Source organism: Winogradskyella poriferorum, assembly GCF_050618035.1.
GTDB classification, from domain to species: Bacteria; Bacteroidota; Bacteroidia; order Flavobacteriales; family Flavobacteriaceae; genus Winogradskyella; species Winogradskyella poriferorum_A.
This window is the reverse complement of record NZ_JBODPY010000002.1, coordinates 207,376-230,388: the sequence shown is the minus strand read 5'-3', so window position 1 is coordinate 230,388 and position 23,013 is coordinate 207,376. Positions and strand designations below refer to the sequence as shown.

The 23,013-nt window shown below is 34.6% G+C and carries 25 protein-coding genes; 4 read left to right on the top strand and 21 right to left on the bottom strand.

The genetic code is table 11. The features are described 5' to 3' along the window. Nucleotides 1–2: 2 nt before the first annotated feature. Genes ACRHOC_RS05910 through ACRHOC_RS05875 form a run of 8 tightly spaced genes read right to left on the bottom strand, consistent with a single transcriptional unit; the run spans nucleotide 3 to nucleotide 8,964 of the window. Nucleotides 3–1,697: a hypothetical protein gene (locus ACRHOC_RS05910; RefSeq protein WP_431157663.1), complete on the bottom strand. Its 1,695-nt coding sequence runs from the start codon at nucleotides 1,695–1,697 to the stop codon at nucleotides 3–5. A 40-nt stretch (nucleotides 1,698–1,737) separates the two neighbouring features. Further along, nucleotides 1,738–2,271, bottom strand: coding sequence for a hypothetical protein (locus ACRHOC_RS05905; RefSeq protein WP_431157662.1), 534 nt, complete (start codon nucleotides 2,269–2,271; stop codon nucleotides 1,738–1,740). A gap of 41 nt (nucleotides 2,272–2,312) precedes the next feature. Continuing rightward, on the bottom strand, nucleotides 2,313–3,548 hold the full coding sequence (locus ACRHOC_RS05900; RefSeq protein WP_431157661.1) for a DUF6638 family protein: 1,236 nt from the start codon (nucleotides 3,546–3,548) through the stop codon (nucleotides 2,313–2,315). A 1-nt stretch (nucleotide 3,549) separates the two neighbouring features. Further along, nucleotides 3,550–4,134 (bottom strand): GDP-mannose pyrophosphatase NudK, encoded by a 585-nt coding sequence (gene nudK / locus ACRHOC_RS05895; protein ID WP_431157660.1) that lies wholly within the window; start codon nucleotides 4,132–4,134, stop codon nucleotides 3,550–3,552. Further along, nucleotides 4,121–6,082 (bottom strand): AAA family ATPase, encoded by a 1,962-nt coding sequence (locus ACRHOC_RS05890; RefSeq protein WP_431157659.1) that lies wholly within the window; start codon nucleotides 6,080–6,082, stop codon nucleotides 4,121–4,123. The genes nudK and ACRHOC_RS05890 overlap by 14 nt, the downstream gene beginning before the upstream one ends. Beyond that, entirely contained in the window at nucleotides 6,083–6,526 is a 444-nt protein-coding gene (locus tag ACRHOC_RS05885) for a hypothetical protein (protein ID WP_431157658.1), read from the bottom strand. It abuts the gene before it with no gap. A 1-nt stretch (nucleotide 6,527) separates the two neighbouring features. After that, the gene (locus ACRHOC_RS05880; RefSeq protein WP_431157957.1) at nucleotides 6,528–7,574 is read right to left on the bottom strand and encodes a hypothetical protein; all 1,047 of its coding nucleotides are present in this window, start codon (nucleotides 7,572–7,574) and stop codon (nucleotides 6,528–6,530) included. Nucleotides 7,575–7,623: 49 nt separating this feature from the next. Next, on the bottom strand, nucleotides 7,624–8,964 hold the full coding sequence (locus ACRHOC_RS05875; protein WP_431157657.1) for a microtubule-binding protein: 1,341 nt from the start codon (nucleotides 8,962–8,964) through the stop codon (nucleotides 7,624–7,626). 165 nt (nucleotides 8,965–9,129) lie between these two features. Between ACRHOC_RS05875 and ACRHOC_RS05870 the strand changes: the two genes are divergently transcribed. Together ACRHOC_RS05870 and ACRHOC_RS05865 are read left to right on the top strand one after the other, a co-directional pair. Continuing rightward, entirely contained in the window at nucleotides 9,130–9,900 is a 771-nt protein-coding gene (locus ACRHOC_RS05870; RefSeq protein ID WP_431157656.1) for an MBL fold metallo-hydrolase, read from the top strand. Nucleotides 9,901–10,103: 203 nt separating this feature from the next. Continuing rightward, on the top strand, nucleotides 10,104–10,328 hold the full coding sequence (locus tag ACRHOC_RS05865; protein WP_431157655.1) for a hypothetical protein: 225 nt from the start codon (nucleotides 10,104–10,106) through the stop codon (nucleotides 10,326–10,328). 57 nt (nucleotides 10,329–10,385) lie between these two features. On the opposite strand, the gene ettA is transcribed toward ACRHOC_RS05865, so the two are convergent. The 8 genes from ettA to ACRHOC_RS05825 form a co-directional block, all read right to left on the bottom strand. Then, nucleotides 10,386–12,077 carry an energy-dependent translational throttle protein EttA gene (ettA, locus tag ACRHOC_RS05860; protein WP_431157654.1) on the bottom strand — a complete coding sequence of 564 codons (1,692 nt, stop codon included), beginning with the start codon at nucleotides 12,075–12,077 and terminating at the stop codon, nucleotides 10,386–10,388. Between the two features lie 2 nt (nucleotides 12,078–12,079). Continuing rightward, the gene (locus ACRHOC_RS05855) at nucleotides 12,080–12,262 is read right to left on the bottom strand and encodes a CAL67264 family membrane protein (RefSeq protein ID WP_042243884.1); all 183 of its coding nucleotides are present in this window, start codon (nucleotides 12,260–12,262) and stop codon (nucleotides 12,080–12,082) included. 104 nt (nucleotides 12,263–12,366) lie between these two features. Beyond that, on the bottom strand, nucleotides 12,367–13,083 hold the full coding sequence (locus ACRHOC_RS05850) for a pirin family protein (RefSeq protein WP_431157653.1): 717 nt from the start codon (nucleotides 13,081–13,083) through the stop codon (nucleotides 12,367–12,369). Between the two features lie 44 nt (nucleotides 13,084–13,127). Then, a complete protein-coding gene (locus ACRHOC_RS05845; protein ID WP_431157652.1) occupies nucleotides 13,128–14,030 on the bottom strand; it encodes a pirin family protein in 903 nt (300 codons plus the stop codon). Nucleotides 14,031–14,055: 25 nt separating this feature from the next. Continuing rightward, entirely contained in the window at nucleotides 14,056–14,493 is a 438-nt protein-coding gene (locus ACRHOC_RS05840) for a MarR family winged helix-turn-helix transcriptional regulator (RefSeq protein WP_431157651.1), read from the bottom strand. Nucleotide 14,494: 1 nt separating this feature from the next. Further along, nucleotides 14,495–14,776: a GNAT family N-acetyltransferase gene (locus tag ACRHOC_RS05835; RefSeq protein WP_431157650.1), complete on the bottom strand. Its 282-nt coding sequence runs from the start codon at nucleotides 14,774–14,776 to the stop codon at nucleotides 14,495–14,497. 2 nt (nucleotides 14,777–14,778) lie between these two features. Beyond that, complete coding sequence (locus tag ACRHOC_RS05830) at nucleotides 14,779–15,309, bottom strand: NADPH-dependent FMN reductase (protein ID WP_431157649.1); 531 nt, start codon at nucleotides 15,307–15,309, stop codon at nucleotides 14,779–14,781. A 9-nt stretch (nucleotides 15,310–15,318) separates the two neighbouring features. Next, on the bottom strand, nucleotides 15,319–15,909 hold the full coding sequence (locus ACRHOC_RS05825) for an FMN-dependent NADH-azoreductase (RefSeq protein ID WP_431157648.1): 591 nt from the start codon (nucleotides 15,907–15,909) through the stop codon (nucleotides 15,319–15,321). 156 nt (nucleotides 15,910–16,065) lie between these two features. Here ACRHOC_RS05825 and ACRHOC_RS05820 point away from each other — a divergent pair, with 156 nt between their 5' ends. Further along, entirely contained in the window at nucleotides 16,066–17,709 is a 1,644-nt protein-coding gene (locus ACRHOC_RS05820; protein WP_431157956.1) for an acyl-CoA carboxylase subunit beta, read from the top strand. On the opposite strand, the gene ACRHOC_RS05815 is transcribed toward ACRHOC_RS05820, so the two are convergent. Continuing rightward, on the bottom strand, nucleotides 17,706–19,043 hold the full coding sequence (locus ACRHOC_RS05815; protein ID WP_431157647.1) for a M24 family metallopeptidase: 1,338 nt from the start codon (nucleotides 19,041–19,043) through the stop codon (nucleotides 17,706–17,708). The two genes, ACRHOC_RS05820 and ACRHOC_RS05815, sit on opposite strands and share 4 nt — an antisense overlap. A gap of 222 nt (nucleotides 19,044–19,265) precedes the next feature. Here ACRHOC_RS05815 and ACRHOC_RS05810 point away from each other — a divergent pair, with 222 nt between their 5' ends. Continuing rightward, nucleotides 19,266–19,613 (top strand): hypothetical protein, encoded by a 348-nt coding sequence (locus ACRHOC_RS05810; RefSeq protein ID WP_431157646.1) that lies wholly within the window; start codon nucleotides 19,266–19,268, stop codon nucleotides 19,611–19,613. A 57-nt stretch (nucleotides 19,614–19,670) separates the two neighbouring features. Here the strand turns inward: ACRHOC_RS05810 and ACRHOC_RS05805 are convergent, their stop codons facing one another. The 4 genes from ACRHOC_RS05805 to pfkA all read right to left on the bottom strand — a co-directional run bounded on the left by ACRHOC_RS05805 (nucleotide 19,671) and on the right by pfkA (nucleotide 22,904). Beyond that, complete coding sequence (locus ACRHOC_RS05805; RefSeq protein WP_431157645.1) at nucleotides 19,671–19,850, bottom strand: hypothetical protein; 180 nt, start codon at nucleotides 19,848–19,850, stop codon at nucleotides 19,671–19,673. Between the two features lie 105 nt (nucleotides 19,851–19,955). Continuing rightward, a complete protein-coding gene (locus ACRHOC_RS05800; protein WP_431157644.1) occupies nucleotides 19,956–20,819 on the bottom strand; it encodes an N-acetylglucosamine kinase in 864 nt (287 codons plus the stop codon). A gap of 64 nt (nucleotides 20,820–20,883) precedes the next feature. Next, nucleotides 20,884–21,885 carry a type I glyceraldehyde-3-phosphate dehydrogenase gene (gene gap, locus ACRHOC_RS05795; protein WP_431157643.1) on the bottom strand — a complete coding sequence of 334 codons (1,002 nt, stop codon included), beginning with the start codon at nucleotides 21,883–21,885 and terminating at the stop codon, nucleotides 20,884–20,886. A gap of 32 nt (nucleotides 21,886–21,917) precedes the next feature. Then, nucleotides 21,918–22,904: a 6-phosphofructokinase gene (pfkA, locus tag ACRHOC_RS05790; protein ID WP_431157642.1), complete on the bottom strand. Its 987-nt coding sequence runs from the start codon at nucleotides 22,902–22,904 to the stop codon at nucleotides 21,918–21,920. Between the last annotated feature and the right edge of the window lie 109 nt (nucleotides 22,905–23,013).

Sequence of the window (23,013 nt, the reverse complement as noted above, 5' to 3'; positions counted from 1 at the left end):
ATTTAATTGCTTGCTGCCCTCAAGGAATCTAATCTACGTTGCAAAGCTTCGATTTCAGCTGAATTATCTTCAACTTTGGGGATAATTTTGAGCGAATCTAATTCCTGTTCCATAAGATCTTCATCTTTAGGTTGTTCATTGAAGTAGTAACCAATACCTTCACTCGAGCGCCAGGCCTCATTTAATTGATTGTAAACAGTTTCGTCCCAAGTGCTTGGATGTTTAACATCTATCCAAATAACATCTCTATATTCACTGTCTATTAAAACTAAATCTGGGGTTGCCGAACCATCAAACTGTTGTGCATTTTGCTCACTTATTGAAGAAATTGTACCTAAAAAAAACATACGTTTTCTGCCAGCTATTTCTTTAACATAAGGTCTAAACTCAACAGGTGTACTTGCTTTCCAATCATACTCCTTTCTAGACTCTTTAACTTTTAATGGCATCGCAGAAACTCCAGCATAACCTTGCTTTTTACTAGCATGATCGTAATAGTAGAGTTTATCTGTACCGTCAGCTGGCACAAATACACTATAGCTTAAACTTGTACGCTCATCTCCTACTGGCTCCAGGCCAAACCAATGATAAAGTCCACTATAGGCATCTGTATTTGACCCTGCAAAATCAAAATCAGTGACGTATGGTTGTTGATTTTGATCCTTTGGCATTAGCGGTATTTTAACGGCTGTTTCCATATTCCATGGTAAGGGGTCACTGAAGCCACCTAAAAATTTGAGTGATTCAGCCTGTAGTTGCGATACACTTTCTGCTAATGTATTTTGTTTCGTTAAAAACTTAAAGTTCTTAATCTCATCTGGACTAACAAATGTTCCCTTCCCTATTAAAATGCGCTCGAGATAGTCATTAAAATCGTGCTCACCATTCTCAATAATCATAACACCTCCAAATGTTGGGTAAGGGAAAAAGAATCCTTTCCATTTAATAAGACTCACAACCTGTACCCAATCCCCTTCGTCATTCTTCATGTAAAAAGTATCACTCGGCTCATAATTGAATAACATCCAAGGATTAAATCTTTGTACTACAGCATTATAGGTGTTTCTGCTAAACTTTAAAGATTCACCAATTGAGAAGGTAACATCAATTCTATTTTCGTTTGAAAATCTAGGAAACGGAGTTGTACTACTCACCGAAAAAACTTCTTCAGTATTATCACTAATACGTTGCATTATATACTTCTCACTAGGCTGTATGGCCATAGTCCACTTGTTTTCGGTTTCTATTCTTACCAAGTGTGGTAAGGAAACATCCTTAGTTTCGCCAACACTTTCATTGGCCATAGAAAATATATTTCGCAATGGTTGTATACGTTCGTTCTGTGTTAATGGCAACTCATTAATCTCTACCTTATTTAAGTTATTAAATACGTTGTAGGTTTTCATATAATCATAAAGTCCTTGATTCCAACCTAGAAAATATAGAAGACCAAAAAATAAGGTTAGTAATGCCAAAATACCTAATCTACCGCCGGTGCTTGCTGTTTTTCTAAATTTCCTCAATCCTAAAATTAGGACGATTATACTCACAATTATGATGAATAGGTATTTTCTAAAGAATAACAATAAAGGTTGGTAGTCGTCTCTAAAAAAGAAGAGCAACACTAACAGTAATAAGGTTAGAAAAACCGTTATTTTCTTTTGCTTTGGACCTTTGTTCCAATAAGATTTTATCATGCTTTAATAATTGAAATAATAAATACTGTTAAGCGATTAACTACATTAATCCTTTATCCTTAAGTCGCTCTCTTGCTGATTTTTGGTTAGGGTCTGGCTTTATATCTTCTTTGATTTCAACCTCGTCTGGTTTAGAGTCTTTATTTTTTAAATCTTCTACAAGGTCTTTTCCTTTTTCAACTGCATCTTCTACCAAATCTCCTAATGAATCACTCTTCTCTTCGACAATTTCAGAGGTTTTAATTACAAAATGTGCTACATATGTTCCGAGTAATGTCCCAACAGCAAAGGATGAGAAGGCCGATATGCCATTGTAACTACTAAATACGGCTAAAGGCGTTAAAAACTCTACAACCAATGCCGCAACTAACACTATAGAAACAACAAATATTAACCTTGGTATAAAGCTTTGTTTATAGACAAATCCTTTCGGATTGTCTGCACTCATTTGAAGCTCTTTACTATTCACAATTTTATTTAATAATCGGTAAGCTCCATTGCCATTGGATTCTCTCCAATAGATAAAAATTCCAAATAAAATAGCGATGATAAAAATGACAAGTTCTAGTCCCATAGCAATTGTTTTATGCGTCTTATAAAATTAGTCTAAAAAACTTAAATATTGTTACTAATCTGCTCTATGACCCAATCTCTAAAGGAGTCATCCCACGTCTTGTAACTCTCATAAAATTGCTCTTTATCATACCAATAGAGAAACAAAACATCCTTAGGAGCAATATTAATAAGTAGTTTATGAATTAAATCTCTATGGTCTGCGGCTAAAGAAGAATGAGGTTGGTGCAATGAAAAATAAAGAGATTGATCTACAATATCCTCAATTTTATAAGCATTACTTCTTTCTAATTTCTCTAGATATAATTCGACGCTCATAACCTTCTTGCGACCAGTCATATCGAGTTTATTGAGATAACTTTTAAAAAGGGCTTTATTATTTAGAATCTCTTGTGCAGGATGCTCCGCCTTATCTAACATCTGATAAAGCTCAAACTTCTTAATACGATCGTAATTTGGTGTTTTTACCATCGCTTCGAGATTACAGTCAATAATAATGTGATCTTTCAATTTATCAATTAGTTCAGGCTGAGAAATATGATAAATCAAAACATCATGAATCGTGTCTTTGATGGCTTCTTTATAAAATTCTTGACTCTCAAAAATCACAATTGGTTTAATAAAATCTCTCAATAGGTAAATACCGTCAAATGCCCTAGTATAAAAAGATCCTGTGGAATACTGTAATGGTTGTAAGACTAAATCTCTATTTCTCAAGTCACCATATGTATTCGCAGAGTCTAAGAGCTCTTTATGAATATCTTCATCAATAAAATTGTTGCCTTGATTAAATTTATCAATTAAGGCCAATTGTTCCTTTTGCTTTTCTTCGAGATTATCAATTAAACGAAATGTAATACTAACATTCTCATACTTTAAAACATCTAGTGGCTCATAAAACACATCAATATTCTGATCAAAATCGATGCATATAGCGGAGTCTCTGGTAATATTGTTGATTTTATCACCATGAGTTCTAAACACATTTTGCATCATCTCGCGATCAAACGAATGAAAAGGAAGATAGACTGGTTTACCTTTTTGAAGAGGCGAAATAATTATACCATGTGGATTAGCATCACCATGATTTAAATATTGAATGTCATCTTTTTCTTCTGCAACTTCAGGACTCCATCCTACACCGTCTATTGAAAAAGACTTGAGCTTGGTTTCCTTAAAACCTAGAGTTTTTAGACACTTATTATAACGCTCAACCAACTTACCACTTACAGGTATAAGTTCACTTCTATATAAGTTGGCTTCCTTTAACTTCTGCATCCTAACCCAATAAATTATTTATTTGAGCATATTGAAGGAGCATAATCGTTTTAGCGTCTTTTATTTCTCCTGTGCTCATTAATTTTAAAGCTTCTGAAAAAGGCATCTCAAGAACCTCAATATCTTCTGTTTCGCTAATAACGCCTCCTCCTTCACTTACTTTCATGTCATCTGTATACTCAGCAGTAAAATAATAGAGAATTTCAGTTACTGAACCAGGAGACATATAAGCCTCCATGATTTTATTTACATTTTTCACTCTAAAGCCTGTTTCCTCCTCAGTTTCCTTCCTTATACAATCTTCGGGATTATTGTCATCTAATAGACCAGCACAAGCCTCAATCATAAAACCATCCTTATTGCCATTGACATAGGTTGGCATTCTAAATTGTTTAGTAAGAACAACTGTTTTCTTATCCTTATTATATAGTAAAATGGCAGCACCATTTCCTCTATCATAAGCCTCACGCTCCTGCTTTATCCACTGACCGTTTTTAAGTTCAAAATCATAAGTATACTTATTAAGCGTATACCAGTTTGTAGATAAAACTTCTTTTTCTATGTTCTTTATTTTACTGTTTCCCATCAAATTGTTCTCTCGCCTCTAATTCAATACTTAATTGGTTCACCCTTGCATCCACTTTACGCTTAAAGTCTGTGTCAGCAATAGTGGCAACATTATCTAAATACCTCACCACCTCTTGTCTTCTTATATCAGAAAAATTGAGACCCTTCATATTCGCCTTCATTAATTCCTGTAACATATTAAACTTGGTATCATAGTCCTTTTTAAAATACTTATCTGGATTTTCAAACCAATCTTCTTCCAAATCAAAATCTGTTAAACGTAAGGATATAGCAGACTGAATATTTCTAACATCACGTGAAGAGAAAAATGGGAATATCTTCTGAATCTCTTTGTATAATGTCGCATAGAACATATGGTCATCCTCCTCATGAAGTTTTTCGACCTTTTCATAGGTTTTGAGTACACGCTCTTCAGTCGGCTTTTCAACCACTTTTAATATATCACCCATATTTTTGGCTAGACCTTGGTCCGCTAAGTATTGATATACTTCTGGGTCATCCATATTTACAAATTCTGGCATTGTATCTTGAAGCTTTCGCCACCATAAGTAATCTTGGTCTAAAAAGTCGTGCTCTGTACGTGCACCATCAATTTTAAATCTCCCTTGTACTCTTGAGATGACTGCTTTATCGAGCATTTCTGGTAAATTGGTAAATAGACCGATAGAACTATTGCCATAATTGACAGCATAAGCTCCTTCTGTATATCTCAAAAAGACTCCAATAACCTCTTTAACACCTGCAGAAACACCTTGTGCTGTACGTTCTTGTAGGTTATTCTCAGCATCATCAATTGGTGCAAAAATTAATCGTGTTGGATCTTGTAAAGGTTTCATCCACTCCACCATTTTCTCCGCTGAACCACCTTGAAAAGTACTAATTAAAGTATCTGGCATGGGATGAAACAAAAATGGAATATCTAAATTATCACAGTGCTCCTTGAGTCGTGTTGCAATTGCTGCAATAAGCATACTTTTACCTGTTCCTGGAATGCCATAACCCATAAAAACTGGCATAAAACCACCTAATTCTTGAAATGGATTCTTTTGTGCATCAAAATCATAGCTGAGCATACGTTCAGTTAATCGTCTCGCGAAATGCTTTGCATCACGATTACCGACAATTTGCTCAAATTGTATTTTATTAAATTCTACACTCTTAGCCGTACCTTGAAAAACATTGTTCCAGCCATCAATCGCAAAATCAGAATTCTCGAGTTTATAGGCTCTATCAACAATAGTCTCTGTATACTCCAAACTGCTTTTACGCAGTTGGATTTCATCTATAAGCGATTCAAAATACACTACAGTAAAATCAATAACATCTTTATCTGATTTTACAATTTCAGGATGACCTAGATACTTATCATAATAGAAAAGTTGACAAGAAATTCCCTTTAACGGTGATAAAAATGAAACTTCTGGAATACCTGCAAATTTCTGTTTCATAACCGATAGGTCATCTGAAGCATGTGGCTTAAGATCATGTAAAATTTTATAAGCTGTAGCGAACAACATAAAGGCAGTCGCCGTTAGCATTTTACTTTCATATTCTCTCTTACCAGATCGATCTAAAGCCGCTTTATTCTCGGATAAACTTGAAAGACCCGAAGCATCATAATAGGAGTCCTTAATCCAGATTCCCATTGTTAATCCTTCTTGTACCGCAAACAAGGCCTGATTTAAATACAAAGGAATTGCCACAGATTCTGGCAGTAATCGTTTCTTTAAGGATAAAATGGTCTTTGACACGGAAGTGACTGATACATTACTCCCATTGTTGGCACGAGATAAGTATAATAATATAGACTCATCCTTACCATCATTATCCATGTTTTTTGCACGCTGACTCTGCTCCCACTGTACCGATTTTAAGTAGGAAGTCGCTTCATCACGAAGCATATCGAGTTCATTTTGCTTGATAGGAAAAGTTGAATTGTGTTCCATTTAATTGAGTCTATAATTATAAAGTTTTGCTGCTTCTTTAATTTCTTCCGTAAGATTTCCGTCGAAGCTAAAGCCATGAAATCGCCACTCTTTATCGGGTTTATAAAATTGAAAAGTAAATCTAAGTGGTTGCCTACCGTATTTTACCAAGTAGCTTTTTAAAATGTAACTATCAGAAAGGTGTTTCTCTAATATGAGCTCATATCCATAGTACTTACCCACAAAATCTTCGGTGAGGTTATTCATTTGATTTTTTAAACTAATAACGTCGTCACTAGATTGGCTTACCCACTTATTGGTACTATATACATAATCTAATGCTACTGTTGAACCTTCATTTTTAAATTTCTCAAAAAATATTTCGACCATATCATCAGTTACCTCTTGTGCAACCATTGTGGTAAAACCAAAGCACATCGTTATAATTAGTAGTTTTATTTTCATTTTATTTTTTCATGATTAACTCCGAAATTTGAATTGGTGCCTCAGCCAGTTTATTCATTACTTCTGGAGTTTTGTTATGTAACAATTGTATAATTCTATGTGGCGCAAACACATAGCGTTGTCTAAAAATTGTATCCCATTTTTGAAAGGTCTGTTTATTAAAAAAACTACCCTCTTTAAATTCACTCTTAGACTCTATTTCATCGATTTTAAACGAAATAGCATAAGATTCTAACGGTATGGTCTTTTTAGATATACCAGTAAGAATAGCATGCGTTATATCATTTTCGTCTTTGGCAAATACATTGTGAATTGGTCCAAGATCAATGCGTTTTACAAGTTTTGGTAATACTTTTGGTAAACGTTTGTCTATTGCATATGCCATGGTGTCTAGAGCCATTTCCCGATCGGACGTATTCTTTAAGACGTTATAAATCTCACTCTTGTAATCTTGCACATTTCGGCCATCATAATTAAAATACATGTAACATATAAATGGCCTATTGTGTGTAACATCATAAAAACTCCAACTCACTAAATGTTCCGCAACTTTAGAATCTGAAACACCTAGTATCTTTCCTTGTACAAAACGATTAAAGATATACTCTTTCTTTGCTGATGAATAATAAACTATTGAAGAGGCCTGAAATAGTTTACGTTTTGACACCAGCTGTTTCTTTCGCATTAAGGTGTCTAAAAACTCTTCCTTTAAATCTTCAATATTCGTAAGCCTACTTAAAAACTCCTCACGTAATTCTAGATCATTAAATAAATACCTAAACTCAAGATAATTAGGAAAACTAGAATCCGTTAAATCAACCTTCATGTTGTCTTCGTCATCATACATGTATTTCACACGCATGGCTTCGATAGAATAGAGCAATAAATCAGAATATTGCTTAAAAAGTAGTACCTCAGTCTTATCTAGTAGTTGCTTTTGTTGCACTGCAACAATCAGCTCCTTTAAACAGAAATCTATTAACTTATGATAAAATACATACTGTTCCTTAGAGTCTAATTCTGCGGAGTCTAAAGGCGTTACGATCATCTTCAATCATTCAATTTGGTATCTGAAAGCTTAAGAAGCTTGTCAAACACTATCCTAATAGGTCGTCATCGTTATTTTCTGGCTTAGCCTCACCTTCTGGCTCTCCTCCATCTGCTGGCGCATTAGGATCGGCTTTATAATATTCCTCAAATATTTCTTTCATGTCGATACCATAACGGTCTGCAAAATTCTTTTGGATGGCCTCATCCTTAGCTCTGATATCTTTAAGAGCTTCAGCATAACTTCCATAAACACCTTGCATCACTTTCTCATGAACCGGAATATTATCCATCATTTCCTGACGTGCTTTAGCACTTGCTGAATGCATTGCAGCAAGAGTTTCACCAATATGCTCATCTGTTTTGACACCTAAGTGCTCTAATATTGCAGCGAATTCTTGGTCTGTACGTGCCTTAAGTGCAACTACATAACCATCATAATATTTTAGACGCTCATCAGTATCACTTTTTAACTTGGCTCTGTGAGTTTGAAGATTACTTCTTAAAGAGGTTAATACCTTTATGGTAAGATTATGCTTGTGTACAAAACTATCTTTAGATGCAGCTAAGGTTGTGTAGGCATTCTTTAAGCCTTCTAATTCTTCAACCTTTTGTTCTAATTGAGTTACCTTCTCTAAAGCCTCAGAATACTCGGTTGATTGCTTATCAGCAACTTCCTCTAAGGCTTGTCTAGCCTGCTTTAATAAGGCGTACTGCTCTTCTAACCTTGCTTCAACTTCCTTCTTCTTTTCTAATGCTTTAGTATGATTATTACTCGCTTCAATTATGGCAGTTTTTAAACTCTCCTCAACCTCTTTGATTTCGAGCTCTCTATCCTTTAAACGCTTTATTGCAGCAGTACTTTTAAATGACAATTCATTTAATAGTGTTTGTACGTCTGCTGTTTCGATACGTTGTTGAAACATAGCCTTTGCTTTGTTATCTGCGGCATCACGCTCTTTTTGTGCACTGTTTAATTCATCTTCAGCTCTTTTTATTTTACTCTTTCTTCCCCAAAGATTATTCCACCATGTATCAGGTTTGTTTTGAGCATCCTCTAACTCTACCTTAGCACGCTCCAATCGTTTTACAGCATCATCAATAACTTTCTGCTCCTCAGCATTGAGTGCCGAAAAGCCTTCAAACATAATACCTACTTCGTCTTGATAGTCCGTTAAATCTTTTATAGCATCCAATAAAGTCGATCTGTCCTTTTCGGCCATATCAACAACTGAGTCTAGAGTAGCATTTAATATTTTCTGACGACTTTCTGGATCGTCTTCTTGAGCTAGCTTAGATTTCATTTGGTCAATGGCCTTTCCCCAGTTTACATCAACCTTTTCTGTTTTTTCATTGGAATTTGTTTCTAATAAATCAAAATCATCAGACATATTATGTAGTGTTATTTAGTTGAACAATAATTGATAAGCAATTTCGGTAATTTTATAAGAGAATAAAAATTTTATGCTGTAAATAATAAGTAGTAAATGTTATTAAAATGTTACACCTTTTTACTGGACGCAAACAGTTTAATATCTTTATAAAAAACTAACCCTATGAAAATTTTGAGATTACCCATTTTGATACTTACTGTGTCACTTTTAATCAACTGTTCAGAATCCAAATCAAAACAACTCACAGAAAACACAACGCATGAAGCAGTTCAAACTGACCCAGTTTTGATAAAACCCATTAAACATGGCACTTTAGTTGTCGAAACTAAAGATGTTACTATTTATGTGGATCCCACTGGTGGTAAAGAAGCTTTTAAGGGACAAAAAGCTCCCGATTATGTTTTAATCACAGATATTCACGGTGACCACCTGAGTAAAAGCACATTAGAGAGTTTAGGTTTATCTAATGCAACCCTTATTGGGCCAAAGGCCGTTACCGATAAAATTCCCTCTACTATCGCACCTAAAGTTGTTACCTTACCAAATGGTGCATCTTTTGAAGGAAATACAGTCAATATTGAAGCCGTACCCATGTATAATCTCAGAGAAGAGGCCTTAAAGTTTCACGAGAAAGGAAGAGGAAATGGTTACATATTAACGCTTGAAGATCAGCGTGTTTATATATCTGGAGATACTGAAGATATTCCAGAGATGCGTAATCTTGAAGATATTGATAAAGCACTTGTATGTATGAATCTGCCTTACACCATGCCTGTAGAAAGTGCGGCAAGTGCGGTATTGGACTTTAAACCAACAACCGTATATCCTTATCATTACCGTGGAACAAATGGATTGAGTGATATTGCAAAATTTAAATCCATAGTTAATGAAAAAGATGCCAATATTGAGGTAAAACTGTTAAAATGGTACTGAAATTAAATGTTAAATTTTGATTTGTTGATAAGTTAGCAAATACTGCATTTTGCCCGAATTTAGTGCTATTCAACGATGTTTATTCACATTTAATCGGTAAAATTGTTAATTAAAAACCGAAATTAATTCATAATTAGTGGTTTACAAATAGCTTTTTTTATATCTTAGCGTCAGTTTTAGTCCAAATCTATTATTAATTAACCATGTATATAAACCTACTTTCAAAGGCTTTAGTAGTGACAACCACTCAGCTTACTATGATTCTAATTGCCGTAGCCACCATATTCATTGTGTTTATTTTAATTGCTATTGTAAAAATGTACAGGCTTAAGGCTGAGAATAGGAAATTAATGGAAACTAACGCATTTAAAGATGTCGACGAAAGTTATAAAGACTTCACTGGCGGTCATCTTTACAGCGACCAATAAATAGAAAAGCTCGTTTAATAACGAGCTTTTTTTATATTCGGATTTCTTTAATCAATATTATCTGATTAACTTTTTATACTTAATACGTTTAGGCATAATATCACCTCCAAGACGTTTCTTTTTATTTTCTTCATATTCACTGAAACCACCTTCAAAGAAATAAACTTGTGAGTCGCCCTCAAAAGCAAGTATATGTGTACAAATTCGATCTAAAAACCATCTATCGTGCGAGATAACAACTGCACAACCTGCAAAGTTTTCTAAACCTTCTTCAAGAGCTCTTAAAGTATTGACATCAAGATCATTAGTAGGTTCATCTAAAAGCAATACATTACCTTCTTCTTTTAGGGTCATTGCTAAATGCAAACGGTTACGCTCTCCGCCAGAAAGAAGTTTTACCTTTTTATTTTGCTCACTACCAGAAAAATTGAATCGGCTTAAATAAGCCCTAGAATTAACTTGACGATTACCCATCATTATCAACTCTTGTTCATCCGAAAAATTCTGCCAGATCGTTTTTTCTGGGTCAATATTAGAATGACTTTGATCAACGTAGGCAATCTTTGATGTATCACCAACAATAAATTCTCCTTTATCTGGTGATTCCTCTCCCATTATCATTCTAAAGATTGTGGTCTTCCCTGCACCATTTGGACCAATGATACCTACAATACCTGCTTGTGGCAGATTAAAATTGAGATCATCATATAATAACTTGTCACCGTAAGCCTTGGCAACACCAGTGGCTTCAATAACATTGGTTCCTAATCTAGGACCATTAGGTATGTAGATTTCAAGTTTTTCATCGAGCTGTTTTTGGTCCTGGCTTAATAGCTTATCGTAATTCTTAAGACGTGCTTTTTGTTTGGTTTGTCTCCCTTTTGCTCCTTGACGCACCCACTCGAGCTCACGTTCTAAAGTTTTCTGTCGCTTAGACGCAGACTTGTTTTCTTGAGCTAAGCGTTTTGATTTTTGGTCTAACCAAGACGAGTAATTTCCCTTCCATGGTATACCTTCACCTCTATCTAACTCTAAAATCCAACCCGCAACATTATCTAAGAAATATCTATCGTGAGTAACAGCGATTACTGTTCCTTTATATTGAGCAAGGTGATGCTCTAACCAATGTACAGATTCTGCATCTAAGTGGTTGGTTGGCTCATCTAAAAGTAATACGTCTGGTTCTTTAAGCAATAATCTGCATAAGGCGACACGACGACGCTCACCTCCAGATAGTACACCAATTTTTTTATCACCTTCTGGCGTACGCAAGGCATCCATCGCAATTTCTAATTTGGTATCTAATTCCCAAGCATTAGAAGCATCTATTTGATCTTGTAATTCAGCCTGACGATTCATCAGCTTTTCCATCTTATCAGGATCACTGTATACCTCTTCTAAACCAAATTGGTCATTAATGCTATTATATTCATCCAAAACTGCTACAATCTCAGAAACGCCTTCTTTTACAACCTCTAAGACTGTTTTGTCATGATCTAACTGTGGTTCTTGTTCTAAGTAGCCAACAGAATAACCTGGTGAAAAAACAACATCACCTTGGTAGTTTTTATCAACTCCTGCAATTATCTTTAATAAAGTAGACTTACCAGAGCCGTTTAAACCAAGAATACCAATTTTGGCGCCATAGAAAAAACTTAGATATATATTTTTTAGAACTGGTGTATTTGCTGATTGAAATGTCTTGGTAATACCAGACATTGAGAATATAACTTTCTTATCGTCACTCATAATTAAACGCGTCCTTTTAATGCATTAAACACCCATGCTATTGCAAAAAAACCGATACCAACGGTTGCAAATCCCCATCCCGCTACATCATCATATCTATACGCTCCCATAAGTATGAGCACAACACCCATTATTATCATGAGGATTGTCGCCCAAGCTAGAACAGTGTTTTTATTCATTGCCATAATTTGAAAATTTAATATTGGTTAGTTAGTTGAATCACAAATATCGGGAATAAAAAGAAAAAAGCATCCTTTGCAGGATGCATTTGAATTAGTATTTAAAAGTTTTAAGCCATAGGAACTTCAATTACTATAAGGTCAGAATCCTCTGTTGACTTAATATCTATCGATTCTGCATCTGAAATCCCAATTGCGTCGCGTTTCGTTAAATGAGTTCCCGCAACTTCCACTTCACCTTCTGCTACAAATACATACAGTCCGTGATTATCTGACTTAGGATTTAATTTTAAATCCTTATTTGCTTCCAATGAACTTCTGTAGATATAAGCTTGCTGACTTATTGGCAAGGCCTCTCCCTCTAGCTTATCCTTTGGTGCAACAACGGTCTGAAGTTGATTTAATCTACCATCGTCTGAAAATTTACGTTGCTCATAATTTGGTTTTACACTCATTTCTTCTGGAATGATCCATAATTGAAGAAAATTAACTTCATCTGTTTTGCTATCATTAAATTCAGAATGCGTTAAACCAGTACCAGCACTCATAACCTGTACCTCACCAACCTCAATTGCCCGCTTATTTCCCATACTATCCTTATGAGACAATGCACCCTTTAAGGGAATAGAAATAATCTCCATGTTTTGGTGTGGGTGAGTGCCAAAACCCATTTTTGGTTGTACAACATCATCATTAAGCACACGTAACATCCCAAAGTTCATACGCTCAGGATTTTGATATCCTGCGAAACTAAAGGTATGATGTGATTTTAACCAGCCATGATCTGCATAACCTCTTGAATCTGATTTGTGAATTATAGTTTTCATAGTTTTATTTATTTGAATTGTTATTTATTTGAATTATCATTTATCTAACTAACAGGAAGAAAGCCCATTTTACCCATTTGATAGTCTCGCATTGCTTCTAAAAGCTCAGTTTGTGTGTTCATCACATAAGGCCCATATGTTGCAACTTCTTCCTTAAATGGTTCTCCCGAAAGAAATAGTAATAAACTATCTTCCTTTGCCTCGATAGTAAATCCTTCACCATCTGAATTAAACTCAATAAGCTGATTTGAATTTAACTCGAGTTCATCAGTCCCATTCACTAGTACATTTCCTTTTAATAAGTATAACATAGCCTGATGCGAATCGGAAAATTTAATTGTCTCTTTCCCGCCTTTTTTGGCTTCAATCATAAAGGCATTAACTGAAGTTTGTGTTTTAATTTTACCCTTTACTTCATTTAAATGACCTGCTATTATCTTTGTTATTACCTTACCATCTTCTGAAGATTTTATGTCAAAATCCTCACTTTTTATATGTTGGTAATTGGCCTGTATCATTTTTTTATCGGAAGGTAGGTTTAACCATAACTGAATACCTTCAATAGTGCCACCTTTCTTTACAAATGCCTTTGTAGGCGCTTCAGCATGCACAATACCTCTTCCTGCAGTGGTCCATTGTACATCACCAGCTTTTACTACACTTTCATTACCCAAGGAATCGCGATGTAATTGCTCTCCTTGAACCAAGAACGTCACTGGTTCAAATCCGCGATGCGGATGTGGTCCTAAATCAAAAGGATTGCTACGCTCACTTATTTCATAAGGTCCATAGTGATGGAGTAATATGAATGGATCAATCATATCAATATTTTGAGTTGGTAATGGTTGACGCAATCGAATTGGTCCCATATTTACAAAATCACTACGTCCTACTCTTTTTATACTATTTGTTTTCATTTCATTTTCTTTCATTACAATATTTTCCATGGAAAATATTAGGTTAAAAAAATGCTTATCGCATTTTATCTAATAGATCACTTAAAAGCTTTCCATCTTCTTCAGAAAGGTTTTTAAGTAAATCCTTATTTAAGTTATTAGGGATAGAATCTAAAAGATTCATTCCTTCTTTTGTAATTACAATTTTTACCACACGTCTGTCGTGTTCAGATGGCAACCTTTCAATGTAATTTTTAGCACAAAGCTTATCCATTAAACGTGTGGCATTTGGTGACCGTTCTAACATTCTATCCTTAATGGTCTGAACCTTTAGTGGTTCTCCTGCTCCTCGCAATATTCTCAATATATTATATTGTTGTGGTGAAATACCGAACTCCTTAAAGAACTCATTTTGACAACTTGTAATCCAATTTGCCGTGTAAATGATATTTAACAATGCTTTTACGCGGTTATTAGGAAACGTCGAATTTATATCCTTGGCTAAATCTCCCATATTAAAATCTTACGTCGTTATAGGTACTCTTTTTATTAAATACCGCATTTGCAAATGGGCAAAGAGGCATAATTTTGAGACCTTTTTCTCGTGCAAAATCTACAGATGCTTCAACTAATTTATAGCCAACTCCTTGACCCTTTAAAGACTCATCGACTTCGGTATGGTCTATAATAATTTTATCATCACCAGCATAACTATATGTCATACTTGCTTGCTTAATTCCATCTATTTCAAGATAGAACTCCCCTTTTTTACCGTCTTCTTGTTGCTGTATTTCCATGATTAAAGACTTTCTTCAAATTGTCTAACCTCTTCTAATAAATCATTATTTAAATCATCATTACTTATAGCACCATTGCTAAAATTACTATGGAAGGATGGTAGCGAAAATTTACCAACAATATTAGCATCATGTCTCGGGAATCGATCAGAAGCCATATCTAGTACAGACTGACCGCCTCTTCCTCCTGGTGATGTTGCCATTAATAGCATAGGTTTACCCAAGAACGTTTTTTGTTCTACGCGAGATGCCCAATCAAAAACGTTTTTAAAAGCACCAGTATAAGCACCATTATACTCCGCAAGAGAGAGGATAATACCATCTGCATCTCTTATTTCATTTACAAAATCTATGGCCTCTTGAGGTTGCCCTGATGCATTTTCGCGATCAACACTATATAGAGGCATTTCATAATTATTAAGATCTAGCACTTTGACTTTGACATCTTTTACTAAACCTGAAGCATAAATGGCCAATTGTTTATTAATTGAGTTACTGCTTATACTGCCTGCAAATGCTATTATTTTTTTCATCTTAATCAATTATGCTATTTGTAACTCTTCTATTAAATGGTTCGCTTTCTGTTGCTTTTCTTCTGCACTAAACATTAACTGATCTAATTTAATCATTTCGATATCCGAAATACCTATAAAGCCTAGAAAATGTTTAATGTATCGTCCGGCAAAATCAATATCACTATCAATCTCTGTTCCTCCACTACTTACTATAACATAGGCTTTCTTTCCATTTAATAAACCAACTGGTCCATTTTCAGTATACTGAAATGTTAAGCCTGCCCTTGCAATAAGATCAAAATAAGCCTTTAAGGATGCTGGAACAGAAAAATTATAAATAGGTGCTGATATAATAATAGTGTCAGCATCTAAAATTTCATCAACTAACTGTTGTGATGTCTTTAAAGCTTCTTCTTGTTCGGCTGTACGTTCACCTTTTACAAAAAGTGAGGCTAACATCTCTTCATTTAGAAATGGTAAATCTGAATACGTGGTATGTCTTTCCTTAACGTTTACAACTGATTCTACCTCTTTTATGCGATTAATCAATTTCTCTGCATAAGACGTTGAAATTGAATTCTGTCTGTTACTACTAGAGTTAATATTTAATATGTTCATGACTTATAATTTTAATTACAGTACAAACTTAGATATAATTATTTTATTTTCCAAGGAATATATTTCCATGTAATTAATATTTAACGTTTCATTTAGAAAATAGCTTTAACATTCAGACTTATGTTTCGTAAATTCGTGGCAGACAAAACACTATTAATGGATATTAAATTCAACAAAAACGAAGACCACAATAAATTACTTGTCTCTGATCTTAAATCTAGACTTGCAAAAGTTAAATTAGGAGGTGGTGCAAAAAGCATTAAAAAGCATCATGGAAAAGGCAAACTTACTGCCAGAGAACGTATCGATTATTTATTGGACACAGGGAGTAAATCTATTGAAATTGGTGCCTTTGCAGGAGAAGATATGTACCCAGAGTATGGTGGTTGTCCATCTGGTGGTGTTGTTGTTAAAATTGGATATGTAAAAGGAAAACAGTGTATAGTTGTTGCTAACGATGCTACGGTAAAAGCTGGAGCATGGTTTCCAATTACAGGCAAAAAGAATTTGCGTGCCCAGGAATTGGCAATAGAAAATCGTTTACCTATTATATATTTAGTAGATAGCGCTGGTGTTTTCTTACCTATGCAAGATGAGATATTTCCAGATAAAGAACACTTTGGCCGTATATTTAGAAACAATGCTGTAATGAGTAGCATGGGTATTACTCAGATTGCTGCTGTTATGGGTAGTTGCGTTGCTGGTGGTGCCTATCTACCAATAATGAGTGATGAAGCATTAATCGTTGATAAAACGGGAAGTATTTTTCTTGCAGGAAGTTATTTAGTAAAAGCAGCTATTGGAGAAAGTATTGATAATGAAACTCTAGGAGGAGCCACAACACATTGTGAAATATCTGGAGTGACCGATTATAAGGCCAAGGATGATAAGGATGCACTAGATACTATTAAGAATATTGTAGATAAGATAGGTGATTATGATAAAGCAGGCTTTAATCGAATAAAGGCATTAAAACCTAAGGAGAATCAAGAAGACATCTACGGCATATTACCAAACAGTAGAGCTGACCAATATAATATGAAAGAGATCATAAAGCGGTTAGTTGATAATTCAGAATTTGAAGAGTATAAAGAAGGTTATGGAAAGACCATTATAACGGCTTATGCTCGCATTGATGGATGGGCAGTTGGTATTATAGCAAACCAAAGACAAATTGTTAAAACTACAGGCGCTAAAACTAAACCGAGTGAAATGCAGTTTGGTGGAGTGATCTATAATGATTCTGCAGATAAGGCTACACGATTTATTGCAAATTGTAACCAAAAGAAAATTCCACTCGTCTTTTTACAAGATGTAACAGGGTTTATGGTTGGTAGTAAGTCCGAACATGGTGGTATCATTAAGGATGGTGCAAAGATGGTAAATGCGGTAAGCAATTCCGTTGTACCAAAATTTACGGTTGTAATTGGAAACAGCTATGGTGCAGGAAACTATGCTATGTGCGGTAAAGCCTATGACCCAAGGCTTATTTTTGCATGGCCTAGTGCTGAATTAGCTGTAATGAGTGGTAAATCTGCAGCCAAAGTTCTTTTACAGATAGAAACCGCTTCTTTAAAAAAGAAAGGTGAAAAAATCACTAAAGAAAAAGAAGAGGAACTTTTCAATAAAATAAAGTCGCGATATGATAAACAAGTCTCACCCTATTATGCTGCGGCAAGACTTTGGACAGATGCTGTAATAGATCCATTAGATACTAGGAAATGGATTAGTATGGGTATCGAGGCCGCTAACCACGCTCCTATCGAAAAGCCATTTAACTTAGGGGTGCTTCAGGTTTAATTCCCTTGATGATCTTTTACTCTAGGAATCGTTAATAGCTTAGTTTGTCTGCCGTTTACGTAACGGAAACCATTTGGTCCCCAAAACCCAGCTTCTTCGAGCATTATTCTAATATCGCGTTTCCATTCTGGTATAGTTACCGTTGTATTAAGCTCAATGGCATAAACAGTATTTTCTTGTAATGGATAGTCACCATTTACAGGGACACCTCCTTGAGAATCCCACATTCCCAAAGTTGTACCAGAACTATGCCCATAAGTACCCAAAGGATGCGTATATATAGCCGGTCTAAGACCTTCTGCCTTTCCCGCACTAAGTGACTCTAATAAAATTTCATTACCTGTTTTTCCAGTTTTAAAATTACTCGTGAAAATATCCTGTACTCGATTACCATCTTTCAAGGCATCTCGCAAGAATTTGGGTGGTTCTGTTTCATTTGGTTTTAAAACATAGGCTAATTCCTGACAATCTGTATTTAACCTTAGATAGCTTATTCCTATATCACAGTGCACCAAATCTCCCGGCAAAATGACCATATTATCAGGTCTATTTGAGAAGGCATATAAATGATTGCCTAATTCTTCTGCGGTTCTTTGTACATCTACTGTTGGATGAAACCATGTCTTTAATCCAAGTGCCGTAATCTTGTCACGCATCCACCACTCTACATCAGTCGTAGTTGTAATTCCTGGCGTAATAACCTTTTCTGAAAATGCTTCTGCGATAATATCGTGTGTTATATCAACCAATTGATTGTAAATAACCATTTCTTTTTCTGTTCGGGTTTCAATCCAACTAATCGCCAATTTTTCTGCAGAAACTACATTAGGCTTAAACTGATTTGGAAGATTTGCCATGAAAGCTTCATAATCTGTTTTTACGATACCATCACATATATTGAAGTAATCTGAATAATTGAGTCCTATGGTTTTAGGATTACGTTCTTCAATAATTTGCATTAGCCGTTTCCACTGATTTGGTTCCTTTTCTTTATCCCAAGTAGAGATAATATTTTCACCAAAATTATAACGTGCTACAGCGAGTTTTTCTATGGTATTGTTCGCCTTATTACGATAAAAAACCAATATGGTACGACGCCTAGCATTGAGCCAAGTTGCTGGCAACATAGTCTTTAATACAGGGTCTTCATTGTATTCCCTTGATATTAAGACCCACATATCTATACCAGCCTTATCCATTAAATCTGGTAAAAGATTATCAAATCTATCCTTTAGAATAGCATCCACTACTTCAGCACGTTGTCGTTCTGGTAAAATTTGTTGACTATAGATTGACACACTAAAAACAAAAACTAGTAGTTGAAGAAATCTCATGGTAAAGAATTATTGATAATAATTGAAAGCTTAAATATATAAGTAATTATTACAAAAACAGTAGTATCAATTAAGATTCAAGGTGCGCATTTAAATGTTTAGCTCCTAACGTTTTATATGTTTTTTCTTACTTATGTATGTGATTTGGCGAATATTTAATAATTTTTATAGTGTATTTAGCTACTTGTTACTATATTCTGAGCGTCTTAACCTACAGATATTATGAAACTTTTTGTAAAAGGTACCGCATTTACTGCTGTACTGATCAGTATTTTTTTAGCTGATTTATCTACGATAAGTTCCTATACAGAAGAACCAAATTACTCTATATTAAAAAATAATCCAAAGTCTAATCATATAGTCTATGATGACAATAAAGGCTTATCAATTAAGGAACTAGTCGAACAATGTAAACAAGTTGATCTTTATGATTCAGAAGGAATTAAGGTTTTATCTATAAATAAGTTTAATAAACCTATTTTCCTTAATATACTGAAACCAGGTCAATATAAAGTTGAGATTAAAACGAACAGTGGAGAATTAATAATAAAGACTTTGATTAAAATTTAAACTTAAGAAATAAAAAAAGGCGCATAATGCGCCTTTGTATAGTTTTATTTTGAATTATTAAGCAGTACCTGCTCTTTTTGCTTTTCTTTCTTCTCTTATTTCTTTGAAACGCTCAATGCTTGCTCCAAATAACCAGTAAGGAATTACAAAGGTTAAAAGGAATATCATTAACCAGAAACCTATTGTTAATATAGTTAAGAAAGCTAAAAATCCTAAATATTGATCAAATTCGAACATAATTGCGTTTCATTTTTAATTTTGATGCCACAAAGATAAAACCAAAATATAAGTTTTACAACAACAAAAATCAGATTTATTAACAGGATTATTCAGTGTAAAAATTTATAGATTCTTTACATGATAATCTACTAATCCATCAATAGGTCTTCTTACAAAATTACCAACTTTAAAGCCATATTCTTCAGCCACCTCATGGATTTCTTCTTGTGAAAAGAAAGCAATAGATCCCGCAAAATGTACAGGAGCACCTTCATCTAATTCAGGTTTAAATTGAAGAATCATATGCTCTGTAAAGCGTCGTATACCTTTTTTGATTAACTCTTTAATATAAGCCGAGTCTTTATTAAGGAACATAAATTCTGCAAAATTGGCTAAATATGCATTAGGATTGGGTTGCTTATATAAATTGTATTTTATAAAGTCAGCTTCTAATTCATATTTATGCTCAAACGCCAATTTGATAGTTTCTGGCATTTTATTAAAGTAGTAATCGCGAATTAACTCTTTGCCATAATAGTTACCACTAGCGTCGTCCATTAAGGTATAACCTAAACTTAATACACGTTGATGTAAATTAATACCATCAAAATAACTACAATTTGAACCAGTGCCCATAATACATACCACTGCTCGTTCGTCATTAGAATTAATTGTAGCTCTAACAGCGGCCATTGTATCCTCACGAACTTCAACATGCGCTTTTAAGAAAATTAATTTTAGGACATGCGTTAGCATTAACCTCGGTTTCTCAGTACCACAACCTGCTCCATAAAAAAAAACATGTGTAACATCATCTTTTAGTGCCATTAAATCAGCACTTTTATTAATGATTTTAGTTACTTTTTTTTCCGAGAGAATTGCAGGGTTTAAACCCTTAGTTCTGATTTTTTCGGCTAACCGTTTGCCTGTATTGTCAATAACAATCCAGTCGCATTTTGTAGAACCGCCATCGGTTATTAGTATCATATGGCCAAAACTTAAAAAGTTTCGTAGAAATCGATTATATAATCCCTACGAAACCTTATAATTTTTATAAACTGTTAACTTTCTGAGCTAAATCTACTAATTTGTTTGAGTATCCAAACTCGTTATCATACCAAGATACTAACTTGAAGAATTGTGGGTTTAATTCTATACACGAATCAGCATCAAAAATACTGGTACGAACATCACTTACAAAGTCTTGTGACACTACTGCATCTTCAGTATATCCTAAAACACCATTCATTGCACCTTCTGAAGCTGCTTTAAATGCCTTCTTAATTTCATCTAACGAAGTAGCTGTTTTAGTTTTTACAGTTAAGTCTACAACTGATACATCCGCAGTTGGAACTCTAAAAGCCATACCAGTTAATTTTCCATTTAATTTTGGAATTACTTTACCTACAGCTTTCGCTGCTCCTGTTGTTGAAGGAATAATATTTAATAAAGCAGAACGTCCTAATCTATAATTTTTACGAGATGGTCCATCTACCGTTAATTGTGTCGCAGTACTCGCATGAATTGTTGTCATTAGAGCTTCTTCTAAGCCAAAATTATCATCAACAACCTTAGCAATTGGAGCTAAACAGTTTGTAGTACAAGACGCGTTTGATACGATATTTTGATCTGCAGTTAACTCGTCATCATTTACACCCATAACGTACATTGGTGCATCTTTACTTGGTGCAGAAATAACTACTTTCTTTGCACCAGCCTGAATGTGATAATCTGCAGTCTCTAGTGTTGTAAAGATACCTGTACACTCCGCAACAACATCTACTCCAGCCTCATCCCATTTAAGATTTTTTGGGTCTCTTTCTGCTGTGACTCTTACTGTTTTTCCATCTACAACTAGATGTCCATCATTTACTTCAACAGTACCATCGAAGTTTCCATGAACTGAATCATATTTTAATAAATATGCAAGATGCTCTACATCCAACAAATCGTTAATAGCTACAACATCAACGTCATCGCGTTTTACAGTTGCTCTAAAAACTATTCTACCAATTCTACCAAATCCGTTTATTCCTAACTTTAAGTTTGACATTTTCCTATCGTTTTAATTTTTGTGTTCTTAATTTATATTGTCATTATATCAGAAACTCGAAGGAGCTCCACATTAATTTTAGATTTTCCTTTTACTGCTTGATCAAATGGTGTAAGTTCCATGATATCGTTTTTAAGCCCTACCATGTAATTACTTTTACCTACGATTAAACTCTCTACGGCTTTTACACCCATTCTACTTGCAAGTACTCTATCAAAACAAGATGGTGAACCACCTCGTTGCATGTGCCCAAGTACAGACACACGTACTTCATATTCAGACATGTTTTCATCAACATAGTCCTTCAATTCAAATACGTTCTTACCTGTTTTATCACCTTCGGCAACCACAACTATACTCGATGATTTACCAGATTGTTTACTTCTTCTTAAGGATTCTACCAAGCGATCTAATCCTAAATCTTCTTCTGGTATTAAGATCTCCTCAGCACCTGCACCAACACCAACATTTAAAGCAATATGACCTACATCTCGTCCCATAACCTCAATAAAAAACAATCTGTTATGTGAACTTGCAGTATCTCTAATTTTATCAATAACCTCAACAACCGTGTTTAAAGCTGTATCATACCCTAAAGTATGGGTTGTACCAAAAATATCATTGTCAATAGTACCAGGAATACCCATAACCGGAAAATCATATTCTTGATTAAATACCATTGCACCTGTAAAGCTACCATCTCCTCCAATAACAACAAAAGCATCGATACCAGCTTTAGTTAATTGATCGTATGCTTTTTTTCGACCTTCTTTAGTTCTAAATTCTTTAGATCTCGCAGACTTTAAAATAGTTCCACCTTTATTGATGATACCCTTTACACTCCGTGCATCCATTTTCACAAAATCACCATCTATCATGCCTTCGTAGCCACGATAAATTCCGAAACATTCAATGTTATGAAATGCACATGTTCGCACAACAGATCTAATTGCTGCATTCATTCCTGGAGAGTCTCCTCCCGAGGTCATTACCCCTACTTTTTTAATGGTATGTAGCATTTTTTTAATTTAATTTCCAGTAAAATTAATAAAGAATACAAACAATAAAGTGACTATTATCATAAAAAAAACGCGTGCAAAACAATTCAAACGTTTTCGTTGATAAGTA